Raw genomic sequence first — 20,538 nt, 5'->3', positions numbered from 1 at the left:
GTCTCGGGCATCGCTGCGGGGTAACCGGACCGTGAAGGTGCTCTCCGTCATGCGGCGGAGGCGGTGAGATTTAGCACTCGTAGGTCGATGGCCTGTGGAAACGCGAGGTCAGCCGGTTAATGTTGCGCCTTCGCTCAATTCTGTAGGAGGTGTCATGCGGCGGGTTCAGTACGAGCGCAGCAGTGGTTCGGAGATGCTCGAGGTCGTCGCGGCCGAGATGCCGGTACCCGGTGTCGGTGAGCTGCTGGTCCGGGTCGAGGCCATCGGCGTGACGCTGTCGGCGATCCGGCGGATCAGTGCCGCGCCGGTCACGCAGATGCGTGCCGAAGTCGCCGGTGAGGTCGTCGGGGTCGGTGACGGGGTCGACGGATACGGCGTCGGTTATCGCGTGGTCGGGCTCTGTACTTCCGACGCCTATGCCGAGTACGTCGTGCTCGCGGTCGACCAGGCTTCCGCCATCCCGGACGGCGCTTCCGCGGTCGATGCCGTCGCGTTGATGCGCAGCGGGCTCGTCGCGCTCGGCGCGCTCGACACCGCCACCCCGCGTGAGGGCGAAACCGCGCTGGTCACCGCCGCTGCCGGCGGTGTCGGCCACCTCGCGGTGCAATTGGCGCGGGTGCGTGGAGCGAGCTGGGTGGTCGGCGCGGTGTCCGACGAGTCGAAGATCGATTTCGTGCGCGAACTCGGCGCCGACGAGGTCTTCACCTACGGCGAGCTGCACTGCGGCAAGCAGGCTGATTACGCCCTCGACGGCGTCGGCGGCACCGGTCTCGACGGCACCCTCGCCGGTCTCGCCGAAGGCGGCCGCGCGGTCACCTACGGCACCGGCGGCGGCCTCGTCGACACCGAGGATCTCCTCGCCGGCGGCAAGACCCTGACCGGTTTCCGGATCGGCCGTCTCGCCCAGCGCGACCCGGCCCGCTACGAGGACCTGCGCCAGGAGGTCTGGCAGTACTACGCCTCCGGTCTGCTGCACCCGGTCGTGCACGCCGAGTTCGCACTCGACGACGCCGCTGCCGCGCACGCGGTCATCGAGCAGCGCGCCAACCTGGGCAAGGTCGTGCTCGTACCTTGATCGCTGCTCGACCCGCCCCGGCCGACGGGGCGGGTTCCGGTGGTTCGGGCGCGGTCGCGGACCCGTAGACTCTGGTCCTTGTGAGCCTCACCCTCGGAATCGTCGGCCTGCCCAACGTCGGAAAGTCGACGCTGTTCAACGCGCTGACCAAGAACGACGTGCTGGCCGCGAACTACCCGTTCGCGACCATCGAGCCCAACGTCGGCGTGGTCCCGCTGCCCGACCCGCGCCTGAACAAGCTCGCCGAGATCTTCGGTTCCGAGAAGATCGTGCCCGCCGTGGTGTCGTTCGTCGACATCGCCGGCATCGTGAAGGGCGCTTCCGAAGGCGCTGGTCTCGGCAACAAGTTCCTCGCCAACATCCGTGAGGCCGACGCGATCTGCCAGGTCGTGCGCGTGTTCGCCGACGACGACGTGATCCACGTCGACGGCCGGGTCGATGCCGCCGCCGACATCGAGGTCATCGAAACCGAGCTCATCCTCGCCGACCTGCAGACCCTCGAGAAGGCGATCCCGCGTCTCGAGAAGGAAGCCAGGGTCAAGAAGGACCGCAAGCCCCTGCTCGACGCGGCCAAGACCGCCGAGGGCTTCCTCAATGAGGGCACCACCCTCTTCGCCGCCGGTAAGAAGATCGACGCCGACCTGCTGCGTGAGCTCTCCCTGCTCACCATCAAGCCGTTCCTCTACGTCTTCAACGCCGACGAATCCGTCCTCACCGACGAGGCCAAGCTCGCCGAGCTGCGCGCCACCGTCGCCCCCGCCGACGCGGTCTTCCTCGACGCCAAGGTGGAAGCCGAGCTCCTCGAACTCGACGACGAATCCGCCTCACCGCAGGCCCCAAGGAATCCCGAGCCTGGACCATCCACCAGGGCGACACCGCCCCCAAGGCCGCCGGCGTCATCCACACCGACTTCGAACGCGGCTTCATCAAGGCCGAAATCGTCGCCTTCAACGACCTGGTCGACGCGGGTTCTATGGCAGCCGCCAAGGCCGCGGGCAAGGTCCGCATGGAAGGCAAGGACTATGTCATGGTCGACGGCGACGTCTGCGACTTCCGCTTCAACGTATAATTCGCTGCGCCTGAGGGCAATTGACGGAGCCCCAGGCGCATGAATTGCCTTCAGAGGTGACACTGGCCGGTCTCCGAGATAACAGCGATCTGCGCGCCATTTCTGATGCTTTCGGTCGATCAGCTGACAAGTAGGTAGTTCAGCGCCAGTATCGCCCGTTGCGCCGCCGCGAGATCGGGAAGTGTTCTTGACTGATGCCGCGCGAAGTGATGGGCGAGTAGCTCTCGATCCGTGTGGCTCCATGCTGCTGAGAGTTCAGCGAGCCGAACGGGACCGAGAAGGCTTGCGATCTCCTCGCAGAGAAGATGCAGTGATGCGAGGTCGACGTCTAGTTCAGCTCTGATCAGCAGATCGGTGCGTGCTTCGTAGAGCGAAGCCGTGATGTCGGCGTCGCCGTGGTACCAGGTACAAACGGTTGCGATGTCATCGGCGTCCTTGTATTCGCCGATGGCGGATCGATCGCACCAAGCCTTCAACTTCAGCGCGGTGTAGCCCGCTGGCGTCGGAATCCGCACCTGATAGCCGCTCGGAAGTCGCAATTCGAGCGAATGCATGAATACCTCGCGGAAGCCGAAAACGTCAATGCCCTCCTTCCTGCCCGGTAAGGGGGTCGTCCCAGTAGGATCTTCGATGTCGCCGAACGGCACCACATCGACCACCATTCCTGCGATCGAAAATCGGATGTCAGTGGTTCCCGACCGGGGGTGTACCGCGACGATTCGTCGGTATTCGGCATCCCCGTCGACGGCGATCGCGACATCGACGTCGTATGTGCGGCGAAGTTGATCGATGCGGCCGAATCCGGTGTGTAGCAAGTCGCGACACTGCGCACCGATGATCATGATCGACGCGCCGTTCGTCTCGACGCCTGAAACGAGCGCAACCACCACACGGTCTACCAGATCAACTGACCTTTGATCGATGCGGGCGATGTCAAACAAGATGGTCCTTCCTCAAGCTTCTCGCCACCTCGGATTGCCGCGGCTCCTTCGAGGCCAGGAGATCTGCGTAAACCAACAGTGGAGGGGCCGAAGACCCGACGAAGATGCCCCGTCCACCGGATGGTGTAGCCCATTCGGGTGCTTCCCAGAATTTATGGCGAACCTCGATGTTCGGATCTTCGGACTTCTGCCAGCGATTGCGAACGGCCTCTGCGAGGTCGAATTTCTCAGCATAGATTGTGAGTGTCTGTGGCTGCCTGATCATTTCGACAGACGACTCGCCGCTCACGAAGCATCCGGCAGGTGCAGACCAGTGGTCGATATTTCCGCGGAAGGAGAGATTCCGGATCTTCGGCAGTAGTGCGCCTCTGAAAGCGGCGGCCCATAGATCGATCAGTTCGTCGCGGCGGTGGAGCGATCTGCCGATCAGATAGTCGGATTCTTTCATGACCTCGAGCGTCGACTGCGTGATCCCTACCGATGTCCCAGCAGCCTCAGCGATCCGGCGAACTGGCATCTCCGCCGAGTTCGGCCAGTTGAGGAGCACGAAGAGGACCTGCATTCGTCTGCCGCTGAACAGGTTGGCGTCTGCGGCGCGATGGCTCGATACCTTGGTCGGGCCGGAGCGTCCACGGACGTCTATGAGGACTGGCCCGAAGTCCAGGTGCGCATTTCCCGCGTAGTCGATGTAATTGATGTCTGTGGCAACCAGGGCCTCAGCAGTTCGACTTGTGACCCGTGGTCCGGTCACCAGCAGCCGATGCGTGTGATCTTGCTGGTCGATTCGTGCTAGCTCTGACAGGGTTACGTGCGGCAACCAGGCCAACCGATAGGTCGTATGGAAACCTTGTCGGCGCACATCGACAATCGCGGTGTGTTCCGACGTCCAGCGCTGCACGGAGATTTCGATCGAGTACTCCGCGAGCATCTGAGCCAGGGAGCGTTCGATGTCATCGTGTCGCGTTCGGTCGGTCATATTGTTCATTTTAACTGAACAACCATAAATATTGAACACTATCTGCTCGGCTGTTCGGCACAGTCTTCAACGACGACGAATCTGCCCTGGAGCTCACCGCAGGCCCCAAGGAATCCCGAGCCTGGACCATCCACCAGGGCGACACCGCCCCCAAGGCCGCCGGCGTCATCCACACCGACTTCGAACGCGGTTTCATCAAGGCCGAAATCGTCGCCTTCAACGACCTCGTCGACGCGGGTTCCATGGCAGCCGCGAAGGCCGCGGGCAAGGTCCGTATGGAAGGCAAGGACTACGTCATGGTCGACGGCGACGTAGTCGAGTTCCGCTTCAACGTGTGATGTAGCCCCAAAGGCTTTGAGCCTGCATCATCGACGTTGTTGAGCCCCGTCCGGAGAACTGGATGGGGCTCTAGTCGGTTCCCGTGATCGGGTTGAAGTGGTTGGGTAGGTAACGATGCGCTGGGCGACGCGCGCGGCCATGAGAGTGGAAACGCCACTGGGTAGCAGGGGGTCGTAGCCGCTCAGTTCGGTGATGCGGGAGAGCCGGTAGGTGACGGTGTTGCGGTGGATGAAGAGTGCCTGGGCGGCGGCGTTGTGGTTGAACTCGCTGTCTATGAACGCGTCGAGGGTCTCCAGCAGCGCAGGATGATCGGCGAGCGGATCGAGCAGCGCGGCCAGGGCGTTGAGCGTGGCTCCGCCCGCAGCCACAGAGTATTCGAACATCATGTGCCTTCGGGTGCAGATTGTTTCGGGCCGGGCAAGGGCGCGGGCTGTCTCGGCGACGGTGTGCGCTTCGATATAGGCCCCGGGGATGTCCGCCCGGGTGAGGGCGGTCGCGACGCCGATCCAGCATTCGGGCCGAGCAGCCTTGCTGGACAACCCGATACGGCTGGCCAGCGCTGCCGCCGGATCGTCTTCGTCGACCGGGCGCAGAGGGACGAGCGCGATCCAGCCGCCGTTGTCGCGGTAGAGGAAGGTGCCAGGGAGCTGCCCGAGCCGGTTGCGTAGGGCGGTGAGCGTGCCGGGCGCGGGTTCGCCGAGCCGTACCGCGGCAACGAGGAACGATTCCGCGATGGGTATCTCGGGCGCGCCTGTCCAGCCGCTGATCTCGCGTCCAGCCAGCAGGTCGGCAGCGATCTCGCCTTGGCGTTCCAGGATGTCCCAGCGTGGCTGGCGGCTGTCCTCGATCAGGGCGGTGGCGATGTGTGTGACCACCAGGTTGAGGTAGTTGGTCAGGTGCAGCCCGAGTTCCGGCAGCAGCGGGTACTCGTCCGGTTCGAGGATCGAGATGGACTGACTCCACAGGAATGCGGTGCCGACCCGGTAATTGGTCAGGATCTCCTCGAGGGACATACCGTCACGGACCAATCGCATCGCCCGCTCGACGATCGGGAGGGTGTCTTCTCTGGACAGTTCGTGGTCCACGGTGAGCGACCGGAAGAACAGTGCAATGTTGAGTTGGACGCTCGGTACGAAGTCCGCGTCCAGCATGGAGTGGGGCAGCAGATCATCGGTCTTGAGGGCGGCGGCCAAGCCTGCCGCTTTGGCGTGCGTCCGCTCGACCACCTGCTGCCACCGCTTATCGCGCGCGAGCCCGGGCTCGGGGGAATACATCTGGGTCATGTGCCCTCCTGAGACGCCGGTACCCGCGTCGATCGATGGGCTCAAGAGCCCGGGAATCCTTCGGGCAGCGGTGCGGGGAACCCGAGATTGAACGTCGGGCCCGGAGGAAAGCCGCGCAGGACTGCGCTGGTCCAAGCTACCGACGGAATCCAGCCGGTGACAGCGTTCACCCCGTGCTCAGGAAGGGGAACGGTGGTGAACCGCAGGTCCGCACCGCTGTCCCAGTACTTGTTCACTGTCGGCAGCACTGTCGACGGTGGCACGACCTCATCCCAGATACCGTGCCACCACAGGATCGGGGTGTCCGGTATGTGTTTGCCGAGGCTGTTGTCTTCCAGCACCCGCATGATGGCGGGCTCGGTTTCCAGTGATTTGCCCGGTTTGAAATACGCACTGAGCGGGCGATATATTCCCGACGGTGCGAGGGTGATGACACAGCGGGACTGAAAATCGCGGAGTAGTTGCTGGCCTTCCTCGGTCAGCAACTCCTCGGGCCGGAACACATCCGGGTATTCCCGCGCGAAGGCTACGAGCCCGAGCCACATGGTGAAGTTGCCGATCCCCGCGAGTCCGGTCTGCGGCTGCACCGCGTATCGCGCGATTCCTGTGAGGCTGCCGGGGGTGGCGCCCACGGCCGTGCCCAGCAGCCGCACATCAGGCGCGTAGGTGGCGCGCAGTTCGGCTGCGCGAATCGATCCTGAGCCGCCACCGGAGTACCCGTACAGCGCGATGCCGGCATCCGCCAGGCCCAGTCCCGCATCGTTCTTCACCGCTCGCAAGCTGTCCAGCACCATCTTGCCCTCGGCGTAGGTGTTGAACGTGTTGAACTTGCCGTCGAAGTCAGGGACGTTGAGGGCGAAGCCTTGCATCAGCCAGTAGATTGCAAGCGCGGACTCCTTCATCGTGCCGACCTGCAATGTGTACGACGGATTACAGGAGGAGTTGGTGGAGTCGATGGCTTCCTGAAACGACAGCACCGGCCGTGTACTGCCCTGCCACGGAATGCCCGGGATGATGACGGTCGTGGCTGTCACGATGGGATTGTCGTGGACATCGTTCGATCGAAACAGCAGTTGCTTGGTGTAAACCGGGAACGGGATGCCGATCAGGCGGGTCTGGACCTCCCGCGTGCGAACGATCTGCCCGGGCGCGTAGGAGGCGAGGTCGTCCGGATCGTTGTACCAGGGGTCTTCCGAGGGCGTCGGAATCGGCAGCAGATCGTAGATCTGCGGTTCGGACGGTAGTTGCGGTAGTTGGTTCTGGTCTGGAGGGAATGCGATATCGGTGGGATCACCCGCCGCGGTACCGGCACTGACCAGTACAGTTGCCGCGGATAGCGTCGCGACAGTCCAGTGTCGCAACCATGTCTTACCCATTGAACCTCCAGCGTCATTGCCATGAAGTGTCGAAAGCCTCCCGGCACCTCGAACAAGAACATCGCATGACACAGTGCGGAGTCTTCGGCACGATCCCAGCAGTGAATGTCAACATTAGTGCGTGTGCACAACCCGATCCGAGTGCACTTCACCAGGCTCGATCGGGTTTGCTGGCCCGATGCTTCGGGTTGACCGCGCCAGTACTGCCACCAAACCCACTCAGTGGATGGGAGTCGGAAGGTCTCGAGATCTCCTTCCGGCAGGTTCCGCGTAACCTGTGATTTTCGTTACAAACGTGTGATATTCGTAGCACCCAAGGGATTCGCCGGTTCGACGATCGGAGGGGCTCGATGAAACCGCATTACATGTATCGGTGGGTCAACAACCACGGGTTGGTCCTGCTGTTCAAGAAGATCCTGCTTCGTCGTGGCAATCCGTTCGCTCGGTTGATCGGCGGTGCGGAGGGGATCGAGAATCCGTACGCGCTGATCGAGGAGATGCGTGGGGAGGGTGGGTTGATCCGCGCCCTTCCGGTGTGGATCACCTTCGATCACGACATGGTCCGGGAGATCTTGCGCGACAGCCGTTTCGGTGTCGGTATTCCGACTGTGTTCGGGATACCGGGGCCGGTGTTGCGCGCGCTGGAGCGTCAGCCTCTTCCGCCGAATCTGATGGATCCGCCGTCGATGCTGGTGGTCGACGAGCCCGAGCACACCCGGATGCGCAAACCGGTCTCCACGGCGTTCACCCCGCGTGCCATCGCCCGGCTGCGCGACAGGATCGAGACGGTCACCGGGGAACTGCTCGCGGAGCTGCCCGACGACGGGCCCACCGACCTGGTGACGCGGTACGCGGCGCAGGTGCCCATCGCCATCATCTCCGAGATGCTCGGCTTCCCGGACGCCGACCGTGAGATGTTCCTGCACTGGGGTGACGAGATCAGTCCGTTGCTCGATCTCGGGATCTCTTGGCAGACGCACCAGCGGGCGATGGAATCCTCGGAGCGACTGCACCGGTATCTCGTCGACCACCTCGAGCGACTCCGTGCCGAGCCCGGCGACGACATCCTCAGCAGCCTGGTCACCTCGGGCGATCTGTCCACCTACGAACTGTGCGCGTCGGCGACCCTGCTGATGGCCGCGGGCTTCGAGACAACGGTCAACCTGATCGGCAAGGGCGTCGTCTGGCTGCTCGAGCACCCCGAACAGCTGGCCCGGTTGCAGGCTGAGCCGGACCTCTGGCCCAACGCCGTGGAGGAGATCCTCCGGATCGATCCGCCGGTGCAGTCCACCGCTCGCACCACCAGGACGGCGTTGGAGATCGGTGGTCTCGAGTTGCGCGAGGGGTCGACCGTGGTGCTCTCGTTGGCCGGCGCGAACCGCGACCCCGCCGTGTTCACCGACCCGGCCCGGTTCGATATCACCAGGGACAACGCCAAGAATCATCTGTCCTTCAGCAGCGGTAGCCATGTGTGCCTCGGCGCCGGTCTGGCCCGGATGGAAGCGGCGCATGCCCTGCGCGCGCTGTTCGAGACCTTCCCGCATCTGCGATTGACCCATCCGCCCACCCGTCGGCCGCTGTTCACCCTGCACGGCTATCAGCACCTTCCCGCGCACACCGGTCCGCGCGTACGCAGCCATTCGTCCATCAGCTGACCCGCTCACCACACCCGCCGTCGCGCGGGGCTCGCCTCACCGAGATCTGTCGATAGTTCGAATCCGTGCTTTCCGCCGAAAAAGTTTGTCGGAAGGCGGTTTTCGTATGCGACCGCACCAGTGCGCGGCACCCGATCGGATCGGGCCGAAAGTATCGGGCGGGCAGGTCTTCGGCTGACGAGAATCGTTCGGGAAGGGGGTAGCCGTGATCGAGTTACTGAACCGCCTCGTCACTGTGGTGGAAGAGCACCTCGGTGCGGAGGTCGACGTCGATGCGTTCGCCTCACGATCGGGAACTACCGAATACCACCTGCGACGGATGTTCTCGTCGTTGGCGGCGATGCCGCTGTCCGATTACATCCGTCGGCGACGGATGACGGTCGCCGCGGCCGATGTGATCGGGGGCGAGGATCTGCTGACGATCGCCGTCCGGTACGGGTACGGGTCGACCGAGGCATTCGGGCGAGCATTCCGTGCTGTTCACGGCGTACGGCCCTCTGACGTTCGACGCGACGGCGGCCCCCTTCGAAGTCAATCGCAACTCAGGTTCCGCCTGACCGTCGAAGGGAGCACCGCCATGGATGCCCGAATCATCGAACAGCCCTCGTTCCGACTCATCGGCCACGCCGCTCGCGTGCCGTTGATCCACGAGGGTGTGAACCCACATATCCAAGCGCACATCGCGTCGCTGCCCGCGGCAGAGCACGCGCGCCTCGCGCAGCTCAGCAACACCGAGCCCGGCGGCCTGTTGCAGGTGAGCGCGGAGGTCGATCCGGATTACACGCAGGACAGTGAGCTGACCTACCTGCACGGCGTCGCTGTCGCCGCTGGAACCGCCGTCGAAGAGGACCTCGACGCGATCGAGGTTCCCGCCGGAATGTGGGCGGTGTTCGGCACGACGGGTGAACATCCGAAACAGCTTCAGGACGCGTGGGCCGCAACAGCGACGGAGTGGTTCCCCTCGAACCCCTGGCGACTGCGTCCGGGCCCGTCCATCGTCTCGGTGCTCGAACGGGCCGACGACTTCAGCACCGCGACGTGCGAGTTGTGGCTCCCCGTCGAACGGAGCTGACGCGCCGCGACACCAAGGTGGTGTTCTGTGCACCCTCGGGGGAGCCGGCTCAGTACTCGGGGCCCTGATGAGGGGCCCCGATTCGGCGCAGAGTGGATGTTGTCACCACACGCGAACCGGAGGCTCCGATGTCGAACATCAGCACACTTGCCCGCTCAGCCGAGCGTCGTGTTTCGGTGTCGACCGGTGACGGCGTTGACCTCGCGGTTCGTGAGTACGGGGCGCGGGATGCGCACATGACGGTTGTCCTGATCCACGGACACTGCCTGCGGACCGAGTCGTGGACCGATGTGCGGGACGCGCTGCTGCGCGAGCACGTCGGCGCCAAGGTTGTTTGCTACGACCATCGCGGGCACGGTGACTCCGCTGCGGCGTCGAGGAAGACCTACAACATCGAACAGCTCGGTCATGATCTGCACGACGTGCTCGACGCCGTCGCCCCGACCGGGCCGGTCGTGCTGGTCGGGCATTCGATGGGTGGCATGACCGTCCTGACCTACGTCGACCAGTACCGGCACGAGGTCGGGACCCGCATCGTCGGCGTCGGGCTTGTCGCCACCGCCGCGAGTGGGCTCGCCGACGCCGGCTTCGGCCGACTGCTGCACAACCCGATCGTCCCTGTTTTCCAGGCCGCGGTTCGGCGCGCACCGCGTCTGATGCAGCACGCGAAGGTGCTGGCCTGCAAGGTTTTCGCCCCGGTCGTGCGCACCGCCGAGTTCGGCGATCGCAAGGTCAGTCAGCGCGTGCTGGCGCTGGCCGAGGCGATGCACAACGCGACGTCGATCGTCACCATGGCGACCTTTCTGAGCGCCTTCAAGACCTTCGACCGCACCGCCGCTCTGGCCACGCTCTCGACCATCCCGACCATGATCCTGTGCGGCTCCGCCGACCTGATGACGCCCCCGTCCCACTCGGTCGCCATGGCCGCCGCCGTCGACTACGCAGACCTCGTGCAGATCGACGGCGCGGGCCACTCGGTGATCCTCGAACAGCCCGCGCAGGTCGCCGAGGCCATCGCCCGACTGGTCGGCCGAGCAGCCAACGTCGACCGCCCCGAGCGCGCTCAGCTGGCCCTCGCCGCCTGAGTCCCGGCTGCTCGATCGGCTGGCAAGTCTCGCGGCACGCTGCAGTTCCACGCTCCTGCTAGGGTCCGGGGCTGTGATCGTCTGGCTCAACGGCACCCACGGCGCGGGTAAGACGACGACCGGTGCGCTCGTGCAGAAGCTGATCCCGGATTCGCGGGTGTTCGACGCCGAGAAGGTCGGTGAGACGCTCATGGACGTCACGCCGGGGCTGCCCGCGACGAACAACTTCCAGCACTGGCCACCGTGGCGACCGCTGGTGGTCGAGACCGCCCGCCACATTCTCGACTACACCGGGGGCACGCTGGTGATGCCGATGACCGTGCTGGTCGAGCAGTATTGGCGGGAGATCAGCACCGGGCTGGCGCGGCATGCGATACCCGTCCGGCACTTCGTCCTGCACGCCGACCAGGACACCCTCCGTGGGCGGATCGAGGGTGACACCGTTCTCGGCCCCTCGTCATTTCGACTCCAGTACCTCGAGCCCTACGCGGAGGCCGCGCGTACCTGGTTGCACAGCGAGGCCGAGGTTGTCGACACCTCCGAGATCACGCCCGCCGAGGCCGCTCGGCGGATCGCTGACGCCGTAAACAACTGACGCGGTTACGACCCGAAAACTATGCGGAATAGTAAATTGGGCAGCCGGACGTGAATGCTCGGGCGAGGGGGAGTGATGAAGGGCCTGGGTGCGCTCGAGAGCCAGGTGATGGCGGTGCTGTGGGACAGTTCCGACGCGCTGTCTGTGCATGATCTGGTCGAGCGGCTGGACAGCGACGATCGGACTCCCGCCTACACCACGGTGTTGACGGTGGTGACGCATCTGTGGGAGAAGCGCTGGGTTCAGCGGGAGAAGATCGGCCGGTCCTATCGTTACCGGCCCACCCGAACCAGGGCCGAGGCGACCACGGATCTGCTGCGCGAAATCCTCGACGCCAGTCCCGATTCCTCCGCGGTGCTGTTGCACCTGGTGAGCACCGCCAGCGAGCGCGAGGTCGAGGCGCTGCGCCGCGGCCTCGCCGACGGACCATGATCCTCATCACGGCGCTCCTGGCCGCGGGAATCGCGTTGGCGGTGCTCGTTCCCGCAGCGCTCGCGCGCATCGATTTCACCGCTGCCCCGGCCGTCGGGATGACGGCGTGGTTGGGTGCGGTCGCCGCCACCATCGGGTGCGGCGTGCTGGCATTGGTGGCGTTGGCCTGGCCGGGTGATCCGCCGGGCAATCTGTCCGCGGGCAGGTGGGTGGCGAGCTTGGCCGCGGTCGAGCCCACGGTCGTCACCATGACGGCGGGGCTGATCATGCCGGTCGCGGTGATCGGCATGATCGTGCCGACCGGGCAGCTGGCGCGAACCGTTGTCGGGCACCGGGGGCGTACGGCGGCGCTGCGTCGCAGGCACCGGGAGCTGGTGGAGATCGTGGGCCGCGTCGATGCCGTCGGCGGGAAGCTGGTGCGGCTCGAGCACTCGGTTCCGCTGGCCTACAGCGTCGCGGGGCGCGGCGGCTTCGTCGTGGTCACCGAGGGTCTGGAGCGCTGTCTCACCGACACGCAGTGGCGTGCCGTGCTCGCGCACGAACACGCGCATCTACGCGGGTTCCACCATCACATCGTCGGAGCCTGTCAGGTTCTCGCCCAAGCTTTTTCGTGGATTCCGCTGTTCGCCGCCGCCCCGGCCGCGATGACCACCCTTGTCGAGTTCGCCGCCGACCGCGCGGCCGCGACCTCGACCGACCCTCGCGCTCTCTCGGCCGCGCTGCACACGGTTGCCGCGCACGGCGCGACGACACCGACATCACCGCTGCGATTGGTCGACGAATCACTGGCGATGCGGCTGAAGTGTCTGGGGGCCGCGCCGGAGTCCCGTTCGGCGGCACGCCGCACGGCGACGGTGATGCTGTTCGTGACGATGTTGCTCGCGCCCGTCGCGTCGGTCGTCGTGGTCGGGCTGAGCGCGGCGATGGTGTTGCTCGTGGTCTGAGAACCGCACGAAAAACTATGTTCCATAGTATTTTGACCGAAAGGGCGTGCGCCGGTCGTGCGCGTCAAATGTAAAACAGATCTAGGTCAGAAATGGGAACCCTTGCATCCGAACATCTTTCGCCTGACAGCCGCGACCATCCTGGCGGTCGCGGGGCTCGCCGTGCCCGGCTGCTCGGGGTGGGCGACCGCGGCCCCGGAACAGACCCGCTATTCGCTGGTCGACGGCTGCTACCGGATCACCACTCCGGCCGGACCGCTGGTTCCGGCGTCGGGGCCCTATCGGATGCGCGCGACAGGACTCGGCGAATACCTCCTCTACGGGCGCAATCGTGAGGTGCTGGAAGCATCGGCGGGGTCGATCGTCCCCGCGAAGAATCCGTCACCCGCCGCGGTGTGGAAGGTCGACGGTTCCGGCGCAGGCGGTTTCACTCTCACCAATGCCGCGTCGACGACCAGCACGCCCGCCGACTTCGTCGCCGATACCGGTTGCGCGGACTTCCCCGAGGCCCGAACCGGTGCGGTGGGAACGCCGGGCCCCAGCGTCGGCGCGGACGGCGCGATCGTGGGCGCCATAGACGCGCACGCGCATGTGACCGCCTATGAGTTCATGGGCGGAAACTTCCACTGCGGCCGCCCATGGCATCCCTACGGGGTGACCTCCGCCCTGCCCGATTGCGCGCAATATCGCACCGGCACCAACGGTCTGGTCGCCGACTTCCTCGACTACGGTGAACCGTTCCACGGCGCCGATACCCGTGGCTGGCCCACCTTCCGCGACTGGCCCAAGCCCTCCGTGCTCACCGCGGAAGGCACCTACTGGACCAGCATCGAGCGCTCGTGGAAGGCGGGGCTGCGAGTGATGACGGTCGACCTGGTCGACAACGAGTCACTGTGCACCATGCTGACCGACCGCCGAAACCCTTGCGACGATATGGCTTCCGTACGTCTCCAGGCGAACAGCCTGCGCGGACTGCAGGACTACATCGATGCTCAGGCCGGTGGGCCCGGACAAGGCTTCTTTCGGATCGTCACCGAACCGGGCGAAGCGCGCCGGGTCGCCGCGTCGGGCAAACTCGCCGTCGTTCTCGGGATGGAGCTCTCCGACCCGATGGGCTGCGGAGTCTTTCTCGGACAACCCGAGTGCGGCCGCGCCGATGTGGACCGCTGGCTGACCGAGCTCAGGAGCATCGGAGTCAGCAGCTTCTTCCCCGTCCACAAATTCGACAACGCCTTCGGCGGCACGAAGATGGACCACGACGTCACCGGCCTGCTGGTGAACGCGGGCAACTTCATGCAAACCGGCACGTTCTGGAACGTGCAGCCGTGCTCCGGCGCCGAACAGGACAGCACTCAGATCTCGGTGCCCATCGCCGGCCATATCAATCAATTCCTCGCGAATCTCACCGGGCCGCTGCTCGGCGGCGCACCGTTGCCGCTGTACCCGGCGGGGTCGCATTGCAATGCCCGCGGTCTGACCGAGTTGGGCGCGTACCTGATCAACCGGATGATCGACCACGGCTTCCTCATCGAAGTCGATCATCTGAGCGAAGCCACCGCGGACGAAGTCATGTCCATCATCGAAAAGCGTGACTACGCCGGTGTGCTGTCCTCGCACGGCTGGGACTCGCCCCGCACCACCGAACGCGTCTATGCCGCAGGCGGTTTCGTGACTCCCTACGCTGGTGGCCCAGCCGGTTTCGTGAATGCCTGGCGCGAAGCCAAGGCCGCGCCTCGGCCGAACAGCGATTTCGGCTTCGGCTTCGGCTCGGATATGAACGGCATCGCCGGCCAGGGCGCGGCGCTGGGAGCCGATGTCGTGCGATATCCGTTCGTCTCGCACGACGGCCAGGTGACCTTCGACCGGGAGCAGTGGGGCGAGCGAACGTTCGACATCAATACCGACGGCACCGCGACCTACGGGACCTACGCCGACTGGCTCGAAGCAGTCCGTATCCTCGGCGGCCCCGAGATCATGACCGACGTCTTCCACGGCGCCGAGGTGTACCTGCGGCTGTGGGATCAGGTCAGACGGTAGTTGCGCGGACCTTGCTGACCGCCAGGGCCGCGTGCGGCCGGACGTTTCCGGATGCGGGGTGGTGGAGGCGGCCGAGTTCGGCGAATCCGGCTGCGCGCAGGGTCGCGGACAGGTGGTCGGTCGGCCAGCGGTAGGCCGTGGTCACCTTGTGCGGGAAGGGTTCGACCAGGTCGGTGGATTCGAAGAAGCCGACCACCAGTCGGCCGCCCGGCGTGAGCACCCGGTGGAATTCCGCGAGCACGCCGGGAAGTTCGGTGGGGTCGATGTGGATGAGGGAGAACCACGCGAGGATGCCGGGAACGGACTCGGTGGGGGCGTCGAGCGCTCGAAGCGAGCCGAGTTCGAATGCGATGTTTGGGTAGGCCGATCTGGCGTGGGCGATGAATTCTGGGACGAGGTCCACACCGGTGGTGGGGATGCCCGCGTCGGTGAGGAATTTGGTGAAGTGACCGGGTCCGCAGCCCAGGTCGAGGACCGGGCCCGGGGAAAGGTGGGTGCCGGCGAAGGCGGTGTCTTCGGGGTCGAGGTCGGTGGGCGAGCCGAAGGATTCGATGTAGAGGTTGTGGACGGCGGTGTAGGCGGCTTGGACGGTGTTGTCGGGCACCCGGTCGACGGTAGTCACTGGACAGGGCATGCCCTGTCTCGTCCATCGTTTGTGATGGCAAGACCCGGGTAGTCGAATGTAGGGAGCCGTTTTCCCAGTCGTAGACACGAAGGGATCGACGATGCCGATCAAGCCTGTTCGACGCATTGCTCGCGCGCTGCTGGGGACCACATTCGTGGCCGCCGGAGTGAACGGGTTGATGAATCAGAAGCCCCGCGCCGCCGCCGCGAACGCGCTGGCCGACAAGGGCAGGACCGGTCTGCCCGACGCACTGGCCGCGCGGGTGCCCGATGATCCGAGTCAATTCGTGCGCATCAACTCCGCGGCGCAGGTGGTGGGTGGCTTGTTGCTGGCCAGTGGACGGGCGCCGCGACCCGCGGCCCTCGTGCTCGCCGCGACCGTGGTGCCGGGGACCGTCACCGAGCAGGACTTCTGGGCCGAGAACGACCCGGACCGCAAGGCCGCGAAGCGGGTGGGGTTCTTGAAGGACCTCGGGTTGCTCGGCGGGCTGATGATCGCCGCTGCCGACACCGAGGGCAAGCCGTCGCTCGGCTGGCGGGCGCGTCGGGCATTCTCGCGGGAGGAGCCCCGCATCGCGGCCGAAGGCGCCGCCATCGCCGCCGCGGCCAAGGTTCGTGGCGCGCATCTCGCCGATGTGGCCCACGAGCAGGGCGCGCATCTGGCGGAGATCGCGAACGAGCGCGGCAGCGCGCTGGCCGAGATCGCTCGCGAACGGGGGCCACAGCTGGCCGACGCGGTGCGCAACCGCAGTGCCCACCTGGTGGAGGTCGCCAAGGACCGTGGCCCCGAGGTGGCCGAGGCTGTGCGAACCCGCGGTGCGCACCTGGTCGATGTGGCGAAGGACCGTGGCCCCGAGGTGGCTGAGGCCGCGCGCACCCGCGGCGCCCAGATTGCCGAGGTCGCCAAGGAAAAGGGGCCGGAGCTGGCCGAAGCCGCGCGCGAACGAGGCACGATTCTGGTCGAGACGGCCCGCGAACGCGGCTCGGAATTGGCCGCCGCGGCACGGGAGCGTGAGGAGATCGCAGCTCCCGCACGCCGGTGGTCGAGGCGATAGAAAAGCCCGCGCCGGGGATCTGCCACTGAGAAGGTGGCGGACCCCGGCGTCGTTGTGTTCCGCCGCGGCACGGCGGCTACCTGACCGGGGTCGAGCGGACGTCAGCTGCCAACCGCCCGGTCTGTACGTGAATGCCCCGATAATCGTGGTCTGGCGCTGTCACCTGCTGTGGCGCACCATAAAGCCGGGGTCGGGCTTACCGACGAACTCACCGTGCGAACCGAACATCGGGGCAATCCCGGCGATTCAGGTTTGGCGGTGGGTTCTGGTGTGAATACTGGGCATTCGCAATGCTTTTCGACAGAGTGGGATTCATCTGATGTTGTCCGGTCGTGAAACGTCCAAGCTGTATGCCGTTCGAGCCGCGGCGGTAGGGGCGGCGGTGACCATCGGCCTGCTCGGTTCGGCGGGAACCGCTGCCGCACTTCCGGGTTCGGGCTCGGCGTCGGGCTCGGCCAGCGGATCCGCGAACTCGGCGACAGGGTCGGCGGCCGCGTCGGCGTCGATCGATCCGGCGGTCGCTTCCTATCTCACCTGGCAGTCGGCGCAGTTCATCCACAACACCCTGCGCGTCCTGCTGTCGATCCCGATGCGCAACATCTAGTTCCAGGCCTTTTCCCAGCGCTCGGCCGCCCAGTCGCGCACCTCGCCGCTGAGCAGAATCGCGGGTAGCAGTAGCGCGAAGCCGATCAGCAGGATCGCCAGCCGCGCCCACACGCTCAGTTCGCCGAGGGCGCGCAGCAGCGCGGGCAGGATGCAGATCACGGCGAGCGCGACTAGGGCGATCGCGGCGAGATTGTGTCCTGGCCCGGCGATCAGCGCGGCGCAGGTGCCGAAGCACAGGCCGAGGACCAGGCCGCCGACGCCGACGAAGTAGTTGTCCCAGGAAAGCCAGCTCGGGCGGGTAGACCGGTGAGTGACCACGCCGCGCAGCTTAGCGTGATCAGCTATCGCTGCGCGGCGGTCTGGGCCAAGGGTTTTCCTCCAGCTGTTCGACCGACCGGTTGAATTTGCGCATCAGTCTGCTGAGGTCGGCGACATCGTCGACGTCCCAGTCGGCGACGACTTTGCCGATGTCGCTGCTGCGGTGTCGTCGATCGGCTTCGAGCGCGGCCTTGCCGTCGGCCGTGGTCTTGATCTTGCGGGCGACGCCGCCGTCGGGATCGGGGACCCGTTGCACCAGTTCCTGTTTCAGCATCGCGCCGACCTGGCGGTTGATGGTGGAGATATCGAGCTGGAACGACTCCGACAGCTCGCGCAGGCTCAGCGGTTCACCGAGATCGAGCCTGGTCAGGATGAGGAACGCCGATCGGTCGAGGAGGAAACCGGGGCGCCTGCGGGTGGTCGTGGGAAAGTGCCGAGAGATCAGGTTCAACTCGAACACCAGGCGGGTGAACGGGGTGTCGTCGGCGGCGCCGGAATCGGACATGTGCCAACTATGTCGCGTGAGTGACCCCCGACACAAATTGTGTACCATGCACACCCTGTGTAGCGTGCATATTTGTGTCTGTAACTGCCGCCGACGTCACGCCGGCCCTCCCCGAAGCCCGCCGCCCGGCCCCGGCCGTGCTGATCGCGGTGCTCAGTACGGTCGGCATCGTCGTCTCTCTCATGCAGACGCTGGTCATCCCGATCATTCCGACGCTGCCGACCTTGCTCAACACCTCGGCCTCCAACGCCTCCTGGGTGGTCACCGCCACCCTGCTGGCGGGTGCGGTCTCGACGCCGATCGCCGGACGGCTCGGCGATATGTTCGGCAAGCGGCGAATCCTCGTCATCAATCTCGGCTTCATGATCGTCGGCTCGGTGGTCTGCGCGGTGTCGAGCTCGCTGCTGCCCGAGGTGCTCGGCCGGTCGCTGCAGGGCGTCGCGGTGGGTGCGATCCCGCTGGGGATCAGCATCATGCGCGACGAGCTCGCGCCCGAGAAGGTCGGCGGCGCGATGGCGGTGATGAGCGCGACCCTCGGCGTCGGCGGCGCCGTCGGCCTGCCGTTCTCGGCGCTGATCGCGCAGAACACGGACTGGCACATGCTGTTCTGGACCGCGGCCGGGCTCGGCGTGGTGTGCGCGGTGCTGGTTTTCGTGTTCGTGCCGGAGTCGCCGGTGCGCACGCCCGCGCGCTTCGATTTCGGTGGTGCGATCGGGCTGTCGATCGCCCTGCTCGCGCTGCTGATCGGCATCACCAAGGGTGCCGACTGGGGCTGGGCGAGCGGTTCGATCCTCGCGCTGTTCGGTCTGTCGCTGGTGAGCTTCCTCGGTTGGGGCGCCTATGAACTGCGCCGGTCCGCACCGCTGGTCGACCTGCGCGTGTCGGCTCGTCCGCGCGTGCTGTTCACCAATATGGCCTCGATCGCGGTCGGCTTCTCGCTCTACGGCATGTCGCTGACGTTCCCGCAGCTGCTCATGGCCCCGAAGCAGACCGGCTACGGGTTCGGGCTGTCGATGGTGGTCGCCGGCCTGGCGATGGCGCCGACCGGTCTGGTGATGATGCTGCTCTCGCCGGTGTCGGCGCGGCTGTCGGCGAAGAAGGGCCCGAAGTTCACGCTGGCGCTCGGCTCGGCGGTGATCGCGCTCGGCTACCTGTGCGCGGTCGTCATGATGGACACCGTGTGGCAGATCGTGCTCTCGGCGCTCATCGTCGCGGGCGGTGTCGGCCTGGCATTCGCGGCCATGCCAGCGCTGATCATGGGCGCGGTGCCGCTGAGCGAAACCGCCGCGGCCAACGGCCTCAACTCGCTGATGCGGTCCGTCGGTACTTCGACCTCGGCGGCGGTGATGGGCGTCGTGCTCGCGCACATGACCATGCACCTCGGCCCGCACATGGTGCCGACCCGGTCTGCGTTCCACACCGCGTTCTTCATCGCGATGGCGGGTGCGGTCGCCGCCATCGCCTTGACCCTGTGCATTCCCAAGGCGAAGAAGAAGGCCGACTGAGTCAGTCAGCGGCCGGCGAGTACACCACCAGCGACCAGTCCCGACGCGGTACGAGGGAGGCGCCGAGGGAGTGCACCGCCATCGAGATCGGCGCGCCGCTGTGCGGATCGCGCAGTTGTACCATCGGTCCGTCGGGTCCGGGCGTGGCCGACGGTTCGGTGGTCCAGAATTTCTCCCATTCGGAAGCGCGCGCACAGGTTTCGACGATCTCGGCGATCCGCGTTCGCGACGCCAATCCCGGGCCCATCACGCGAAACGCGTAGACGCACAGGTGAACCTGCTGCTCCCAGTCGACCAGCGCGGTCCTGGCGCGCGGGTCGAGCAACATCCACTCGAGCATCGACTCGCCCGTGACCAGGCCGGGAAAGAGGCGTCGCCACGCGGCGTTGGTGGCCAGGATCTCGAAGACCGGATGCAGTTGCAGGCTGGCCGGATGGGTGATCCCGTCGATCAGGACCTGGTCGGCCGGTCGGACGAGCGAGGGCGTCGAGTCGTAGCGGTGAGCCACCGACAGCGAGATCAGATGGTCGCGAAACACCTCGGGCACGTCGAGCGCGTCGAACAGCGCGGTCAGCGCCTCCAGTGTCGGTGTGCGCGTGCCCTGTTCGATCTTCTGGATGAGCGCGGGCGAGATGCCCGCAGCCTCGCCGAGCGCCGCCCTGGTCAGGCCCGACGATTCGCGGCGTTCGCGGAGGTATCGCGAGATCGACGCGTTCGGGTCTTCCACAATGCACTCCCGGTTCGGTCATAGGTACAAATTGGGACAGTCGTCTAGCTTGACCGAGGGTAAAGGTTTCGCAAAAATCATGTCAGCCGAGCGGGGCAGCGCGTGGCTACCCGACCGTCGCGCACAGGCTGATCATCGGCCTCTGTGCTGGTCGGGCCAGTGTGTTCCGAAGCGGAAAGTGTTCGACACCACCCCTGCGCGGACTCGAGGTCGCCGGAGGGGACGGCGCGCACCCGTTGGCGCGCCGAGAGCGATCGCCGGGCTGATACCCGGGTGGCGCAGGGGTCCACCCGGTTGTTGCCCGTCCGCTTCGGAAAAC

General features: G+C 65.9%; 19 protein-coding genes and 2 pseudogenes. 13 read left to right on the top strand and 8 right to left on the bottom strand.

Going from position 1 to position 20,538, the window contains the following annotated elements; translation table 11 throughout:
• The first annotated feature begins 154 nt into the window (after positions 1-154).
• On the top strand, positions 155-1,075 hold the full coding sequence (locus ASD42_RS10860) for a quinone oxidoreductase family protein (RefSeq protein WP_056813545.1): 921 nt from the start codon (positions 155-157) through the stop codon (positions 1,073-1,075).
• A gap of 80 nt (positions 1,076-1,155) precedes the next feature.
• Positions 1,156-2,144: pseudogene (locus ASD42_RS10855) on the top strand (redox-regulated ATPase YchF).
• Between the two features lie 119 nt (positions 2,145-2,263).
• On the opposite strand, the gene ASD42_RS10850 reads toward ASD42_RS10855, so the two are convergent.
• Both ASD42_RS10850 and ASD42_RS10845 read right to left on the bottom strand, forming a co-directional pair.
• Positions 2,264-3,085 (bottom strand): hypothetical protein, encoded by an 822-nt coding sequence (locus tag ASD42_RS10850; protein ID WP_156677421.1) that lies wholly within the window; start codon positions 3,083-3,085, stop codon positions 2,264-2,266.
• On the bottom strand, positions 3,078-4,061 hold the full coding sequence (locus ASD42_RS10845; RefSeq protein WP_162256200.1) for a type IV toxin-antitoxin system AbiEi family antitoxin: 984 nt from the start codon (positions 4,059-4,061) through the stop codon (positions 3,078-3,080). The genes ASD42_RS10850 and ASD42_RS10845 overlap by 8 nt, the downstream gene beginning before the upstream one ends.
• 92 nt (positions 4,062-4,153) lie before the next feature.
• On the opposite strand from ASD42_RS10845, the pseudogene ASD42_RS33755 reads away from it, so the two are divergent.
• Positions 4,154-4,399, top strand: a pseudogene (locus tag ASD42_RS33755) (DUF933 domain-containing protein); the annotation flags it as partial.
• A 27-nt stretch (positions 4,400-4,426) separates the two neighbouring features.
• Here ASD42_RS33755 and ASD42_RS10840 read toward each other — a convergent pair.
• Positions 4,427-5,683, bottom strand: a complete 1,257-nt coding sequence (locus ASD42_RS10840) for a PucR family transcriptional regulator (protein WP_056813537.1) — start codon at positions 5,681-5,683, stop codon at positions 4,427-4,429.
• A 41-nt stretch (positions 5,684-5,724) separates the two neighbouring features.
• The gene (locus ASD42_RS10835; RefSeq protein ID WP_056813533.1) at positions 5,725-7,059 is read right to left on the bottom strand and encodes a lipase family protein; all 1,335 of its coding nucleotides are present in this window, start codon (positions 7,057-7,059) and stop codon (positions 5,725-5,727) included.
• A 350-nt stretch (positions 7,060-7,409) separates the two neighbouring features.
• Between ASD42_RS10835 and ASD42_RS10830 the strand changes: the two genes are divergently transcribed.
• The 7 genes from ASD42_RS10830 to ASD42_RS10800 all read left to right on the top strand — a co-directional run bounded on the left by ASD42_RS10830 (position 7,410) and on the right by ASD42_RS10800 (position 14,879).
• The gene (locus ASD42_RS10830; protein WP_056813530.1) at positions 7,410-8,714 is read left to right on the top strand and encodes a cytochrome P450; all 1,305 of its coding nucleotides are present in this window, start codon (positions 7,410-7,412) and stop codon (positions 8,712-8,714) included.
• Positions 8,715-8,919: 205 nt separating this feature from the next.
• The gene (locus ASD42_RS10825; RefSeq protein WP_056813526.1) at positions 8,920-9,786 is read left to right on the top strand and encodes an AraC family transcriptional regulator; all 867 of its coding nucleotides are present in this window, start codon (positions 8,920-8,922) and stop codon (positions 9,784-9,786) included.
• Between the two features lie 128 nt (positions 9,787-9,914).
• Positions 9,915-10,871 carry an alpha/beta fold hydrolase gene (locus tag ASD42_RS10820; protein ID WP_056816021.1) on the top strand — a complete coding sequence of 319 codons (957 nt, stop codon included), beginning with the start codon at positions 9,915-9,917 and terminating at the stop codon, positions 10,869-10,871.
• 73 nt (positions 10,872-10,944) lie between these two features.
• On the top strand, positions 10,945-11,466 hold the full coding sequence (locus ASD42_RS10815; RefSeq protein WP_056813523.1) for a hypothetical protein: 522 nt from the start codon (positions 10,945-10,947) through the stop codon (positions 11,464-11,466).
• 75 nt (positions 11,467-11,541) lie between these two features.
• On the top strand, positions 11,542-11,898 hold the full coding sequence (locus tag ASD42_RS10810; RefSeq protein ID WP_056813521.1) for a BlaI/MecI/CopY family transcriptional regulator: 357 nt from the start codon (positions 11,542-11,544) through the stop codon (positions 11,896-11,898).
• Positions 11,895-12,842: a M56 family metallopeptidase gene (locus ASD42_RS10805; protein ID WP_056813518.1), complete on the top strand. Its 948-nt coding sequence runs from the start codon at positions 11,895-11,897 to the stop codon at positions 12,840-12,842. Before ASD42_RS10810 ends, ASD42_RS10805 begins: the two co-directional genes overlap by 4 nt.
• 102 nt (positions 12,843-12,944) lie before the next feature.
• Positions 12,945-14,879: a hypothetical protein gene (locus tag ASD42_RS10800; protein WP_056813515.1), complete on the top strand. Its 1,935-nt coding sequence runs from the start codon at positions 12,945-12,947 to the stop codon at positions 14,877-14,879.
• Here ASD42_RS10800 and ASD42_RS10795 read toward each other — a convergent pair.
• On the bottom strand, positions 14,869-15,483 hold the full coding sequence (locus tag ASD42_RS10795) for a class I SAM-dependent methyltransferase (protein WP_235569370.1): 615 nt from the start codon (positions 15,481-15,483) through the stop codon (positions 14,869-14,871). The two genes, ASD42_RS10800 and ASD42_RS10795, sit on opposite strands and share 11 nt — an antisense overlap.
• Before the next feature lie 121 nt (positions 15,484-15,604).
• Here ASD42_RS10795 and ASD42_RS10790 point away from each other — a divergent pair, with 121 nt between their 5' ends.
• Complete coding sequence (locus ASD42_RS10790) at positions 15,605-16,558, top strand: DoxX family protein (protein ID WP_056813508.1); 954 nt, start codon at positions 15,605-15,607, stop codon at positions 16,556-16,558.
• Positions 16,559-16,877: 319 nt separating this feature from the next.
• Entirely contained in the window at positions 16,878-17,162 is a 285-nt protein-coding gene (locus tag ASD42_RS10785) for a hypothetical protein (RefSeq protein WP_056813505.1), read from the top strand.
• Here ASD42_RS10785 and ASD42_RS10780 read toward each other — a convergent pair.
• Together ASD42_RS10780 and ASD42_RS10775 are read right to left on the bottom strand one after the other, a co-directional pair.
• Positions 17,159-17,482, bottom strand: a complete 324-nt coding sequence (locus ASD42_RS10780; RefSeq protein ID WP_056813502.1) for a hypothetical protein — start codon at positions 17,480-17,482, stop codon at positions 17,159-17,161. The genes ASD42_RS10785 and ASD42_RS10780 overlap by 4 nt on opposite strands.
• Before the next feature lie 19 nt (positions 17,483-17,501).
• Entirely contained in the window at positions 17,502-17,987 is a 486-nt protein-coding gene (locus ASD42_RS10775; RefSeq protein ID WP_056813499.1) for a MarR family winged helix-turn-helix transcriptional regulator, read from the bottom strand.
• Between the two features lie 74 nt (positions 17,988-18,061).
• Between ASD42_RS10775 and ASD42_RS10770 the strand changes: the two genes are divergently transcribed.
• Positions 18,062-19,492: an MFS transporter gene (locus ASD42_RS10770; RefSeq protein ID WP_056813496.1), complete on the top strand. Its 1,431-nt coding sequence runs from the start codon at positions 18,062-18,064 to the stop codon at positions 19,490-19,492.
• 1 nt (position 19,493) lies between these two features.
• Here the strand turns inward: ASD42_RS10770 and ASD42_RS10765 are convergent, their stop codons facing one another.
• On the bottom strand, positions 19,494-20,219 hold the full coding sequence (locus tag ASD42_RS10765) for a helix-turn-helix domain-containing protein (RefSeq protein WP_056813488.1): 726 nt from the start codon (positions 20,217-20,219) through the stop codon (positions 19,494-19,496).
• Between the last annotated feature and the right edge of the window lie 319 nt (positions 20,220-20,538).

The sequence above is a fragment of the Nocardia sp. Root136 genome (genome assembly GCF_001427185.1).
Classification (GTDB): domain Bacteria; phylum Actinomycetota; class Actinomycetes; order Mycobacteriales; family Mycobacteriaceae; genus Nocardia; species Nocardia salmonicida.
The sequence above is the reverse complement of the archived record's forward strand: the minus strand, read 5'-3'. Positions and strand labels throughout refer to the sequence as shown.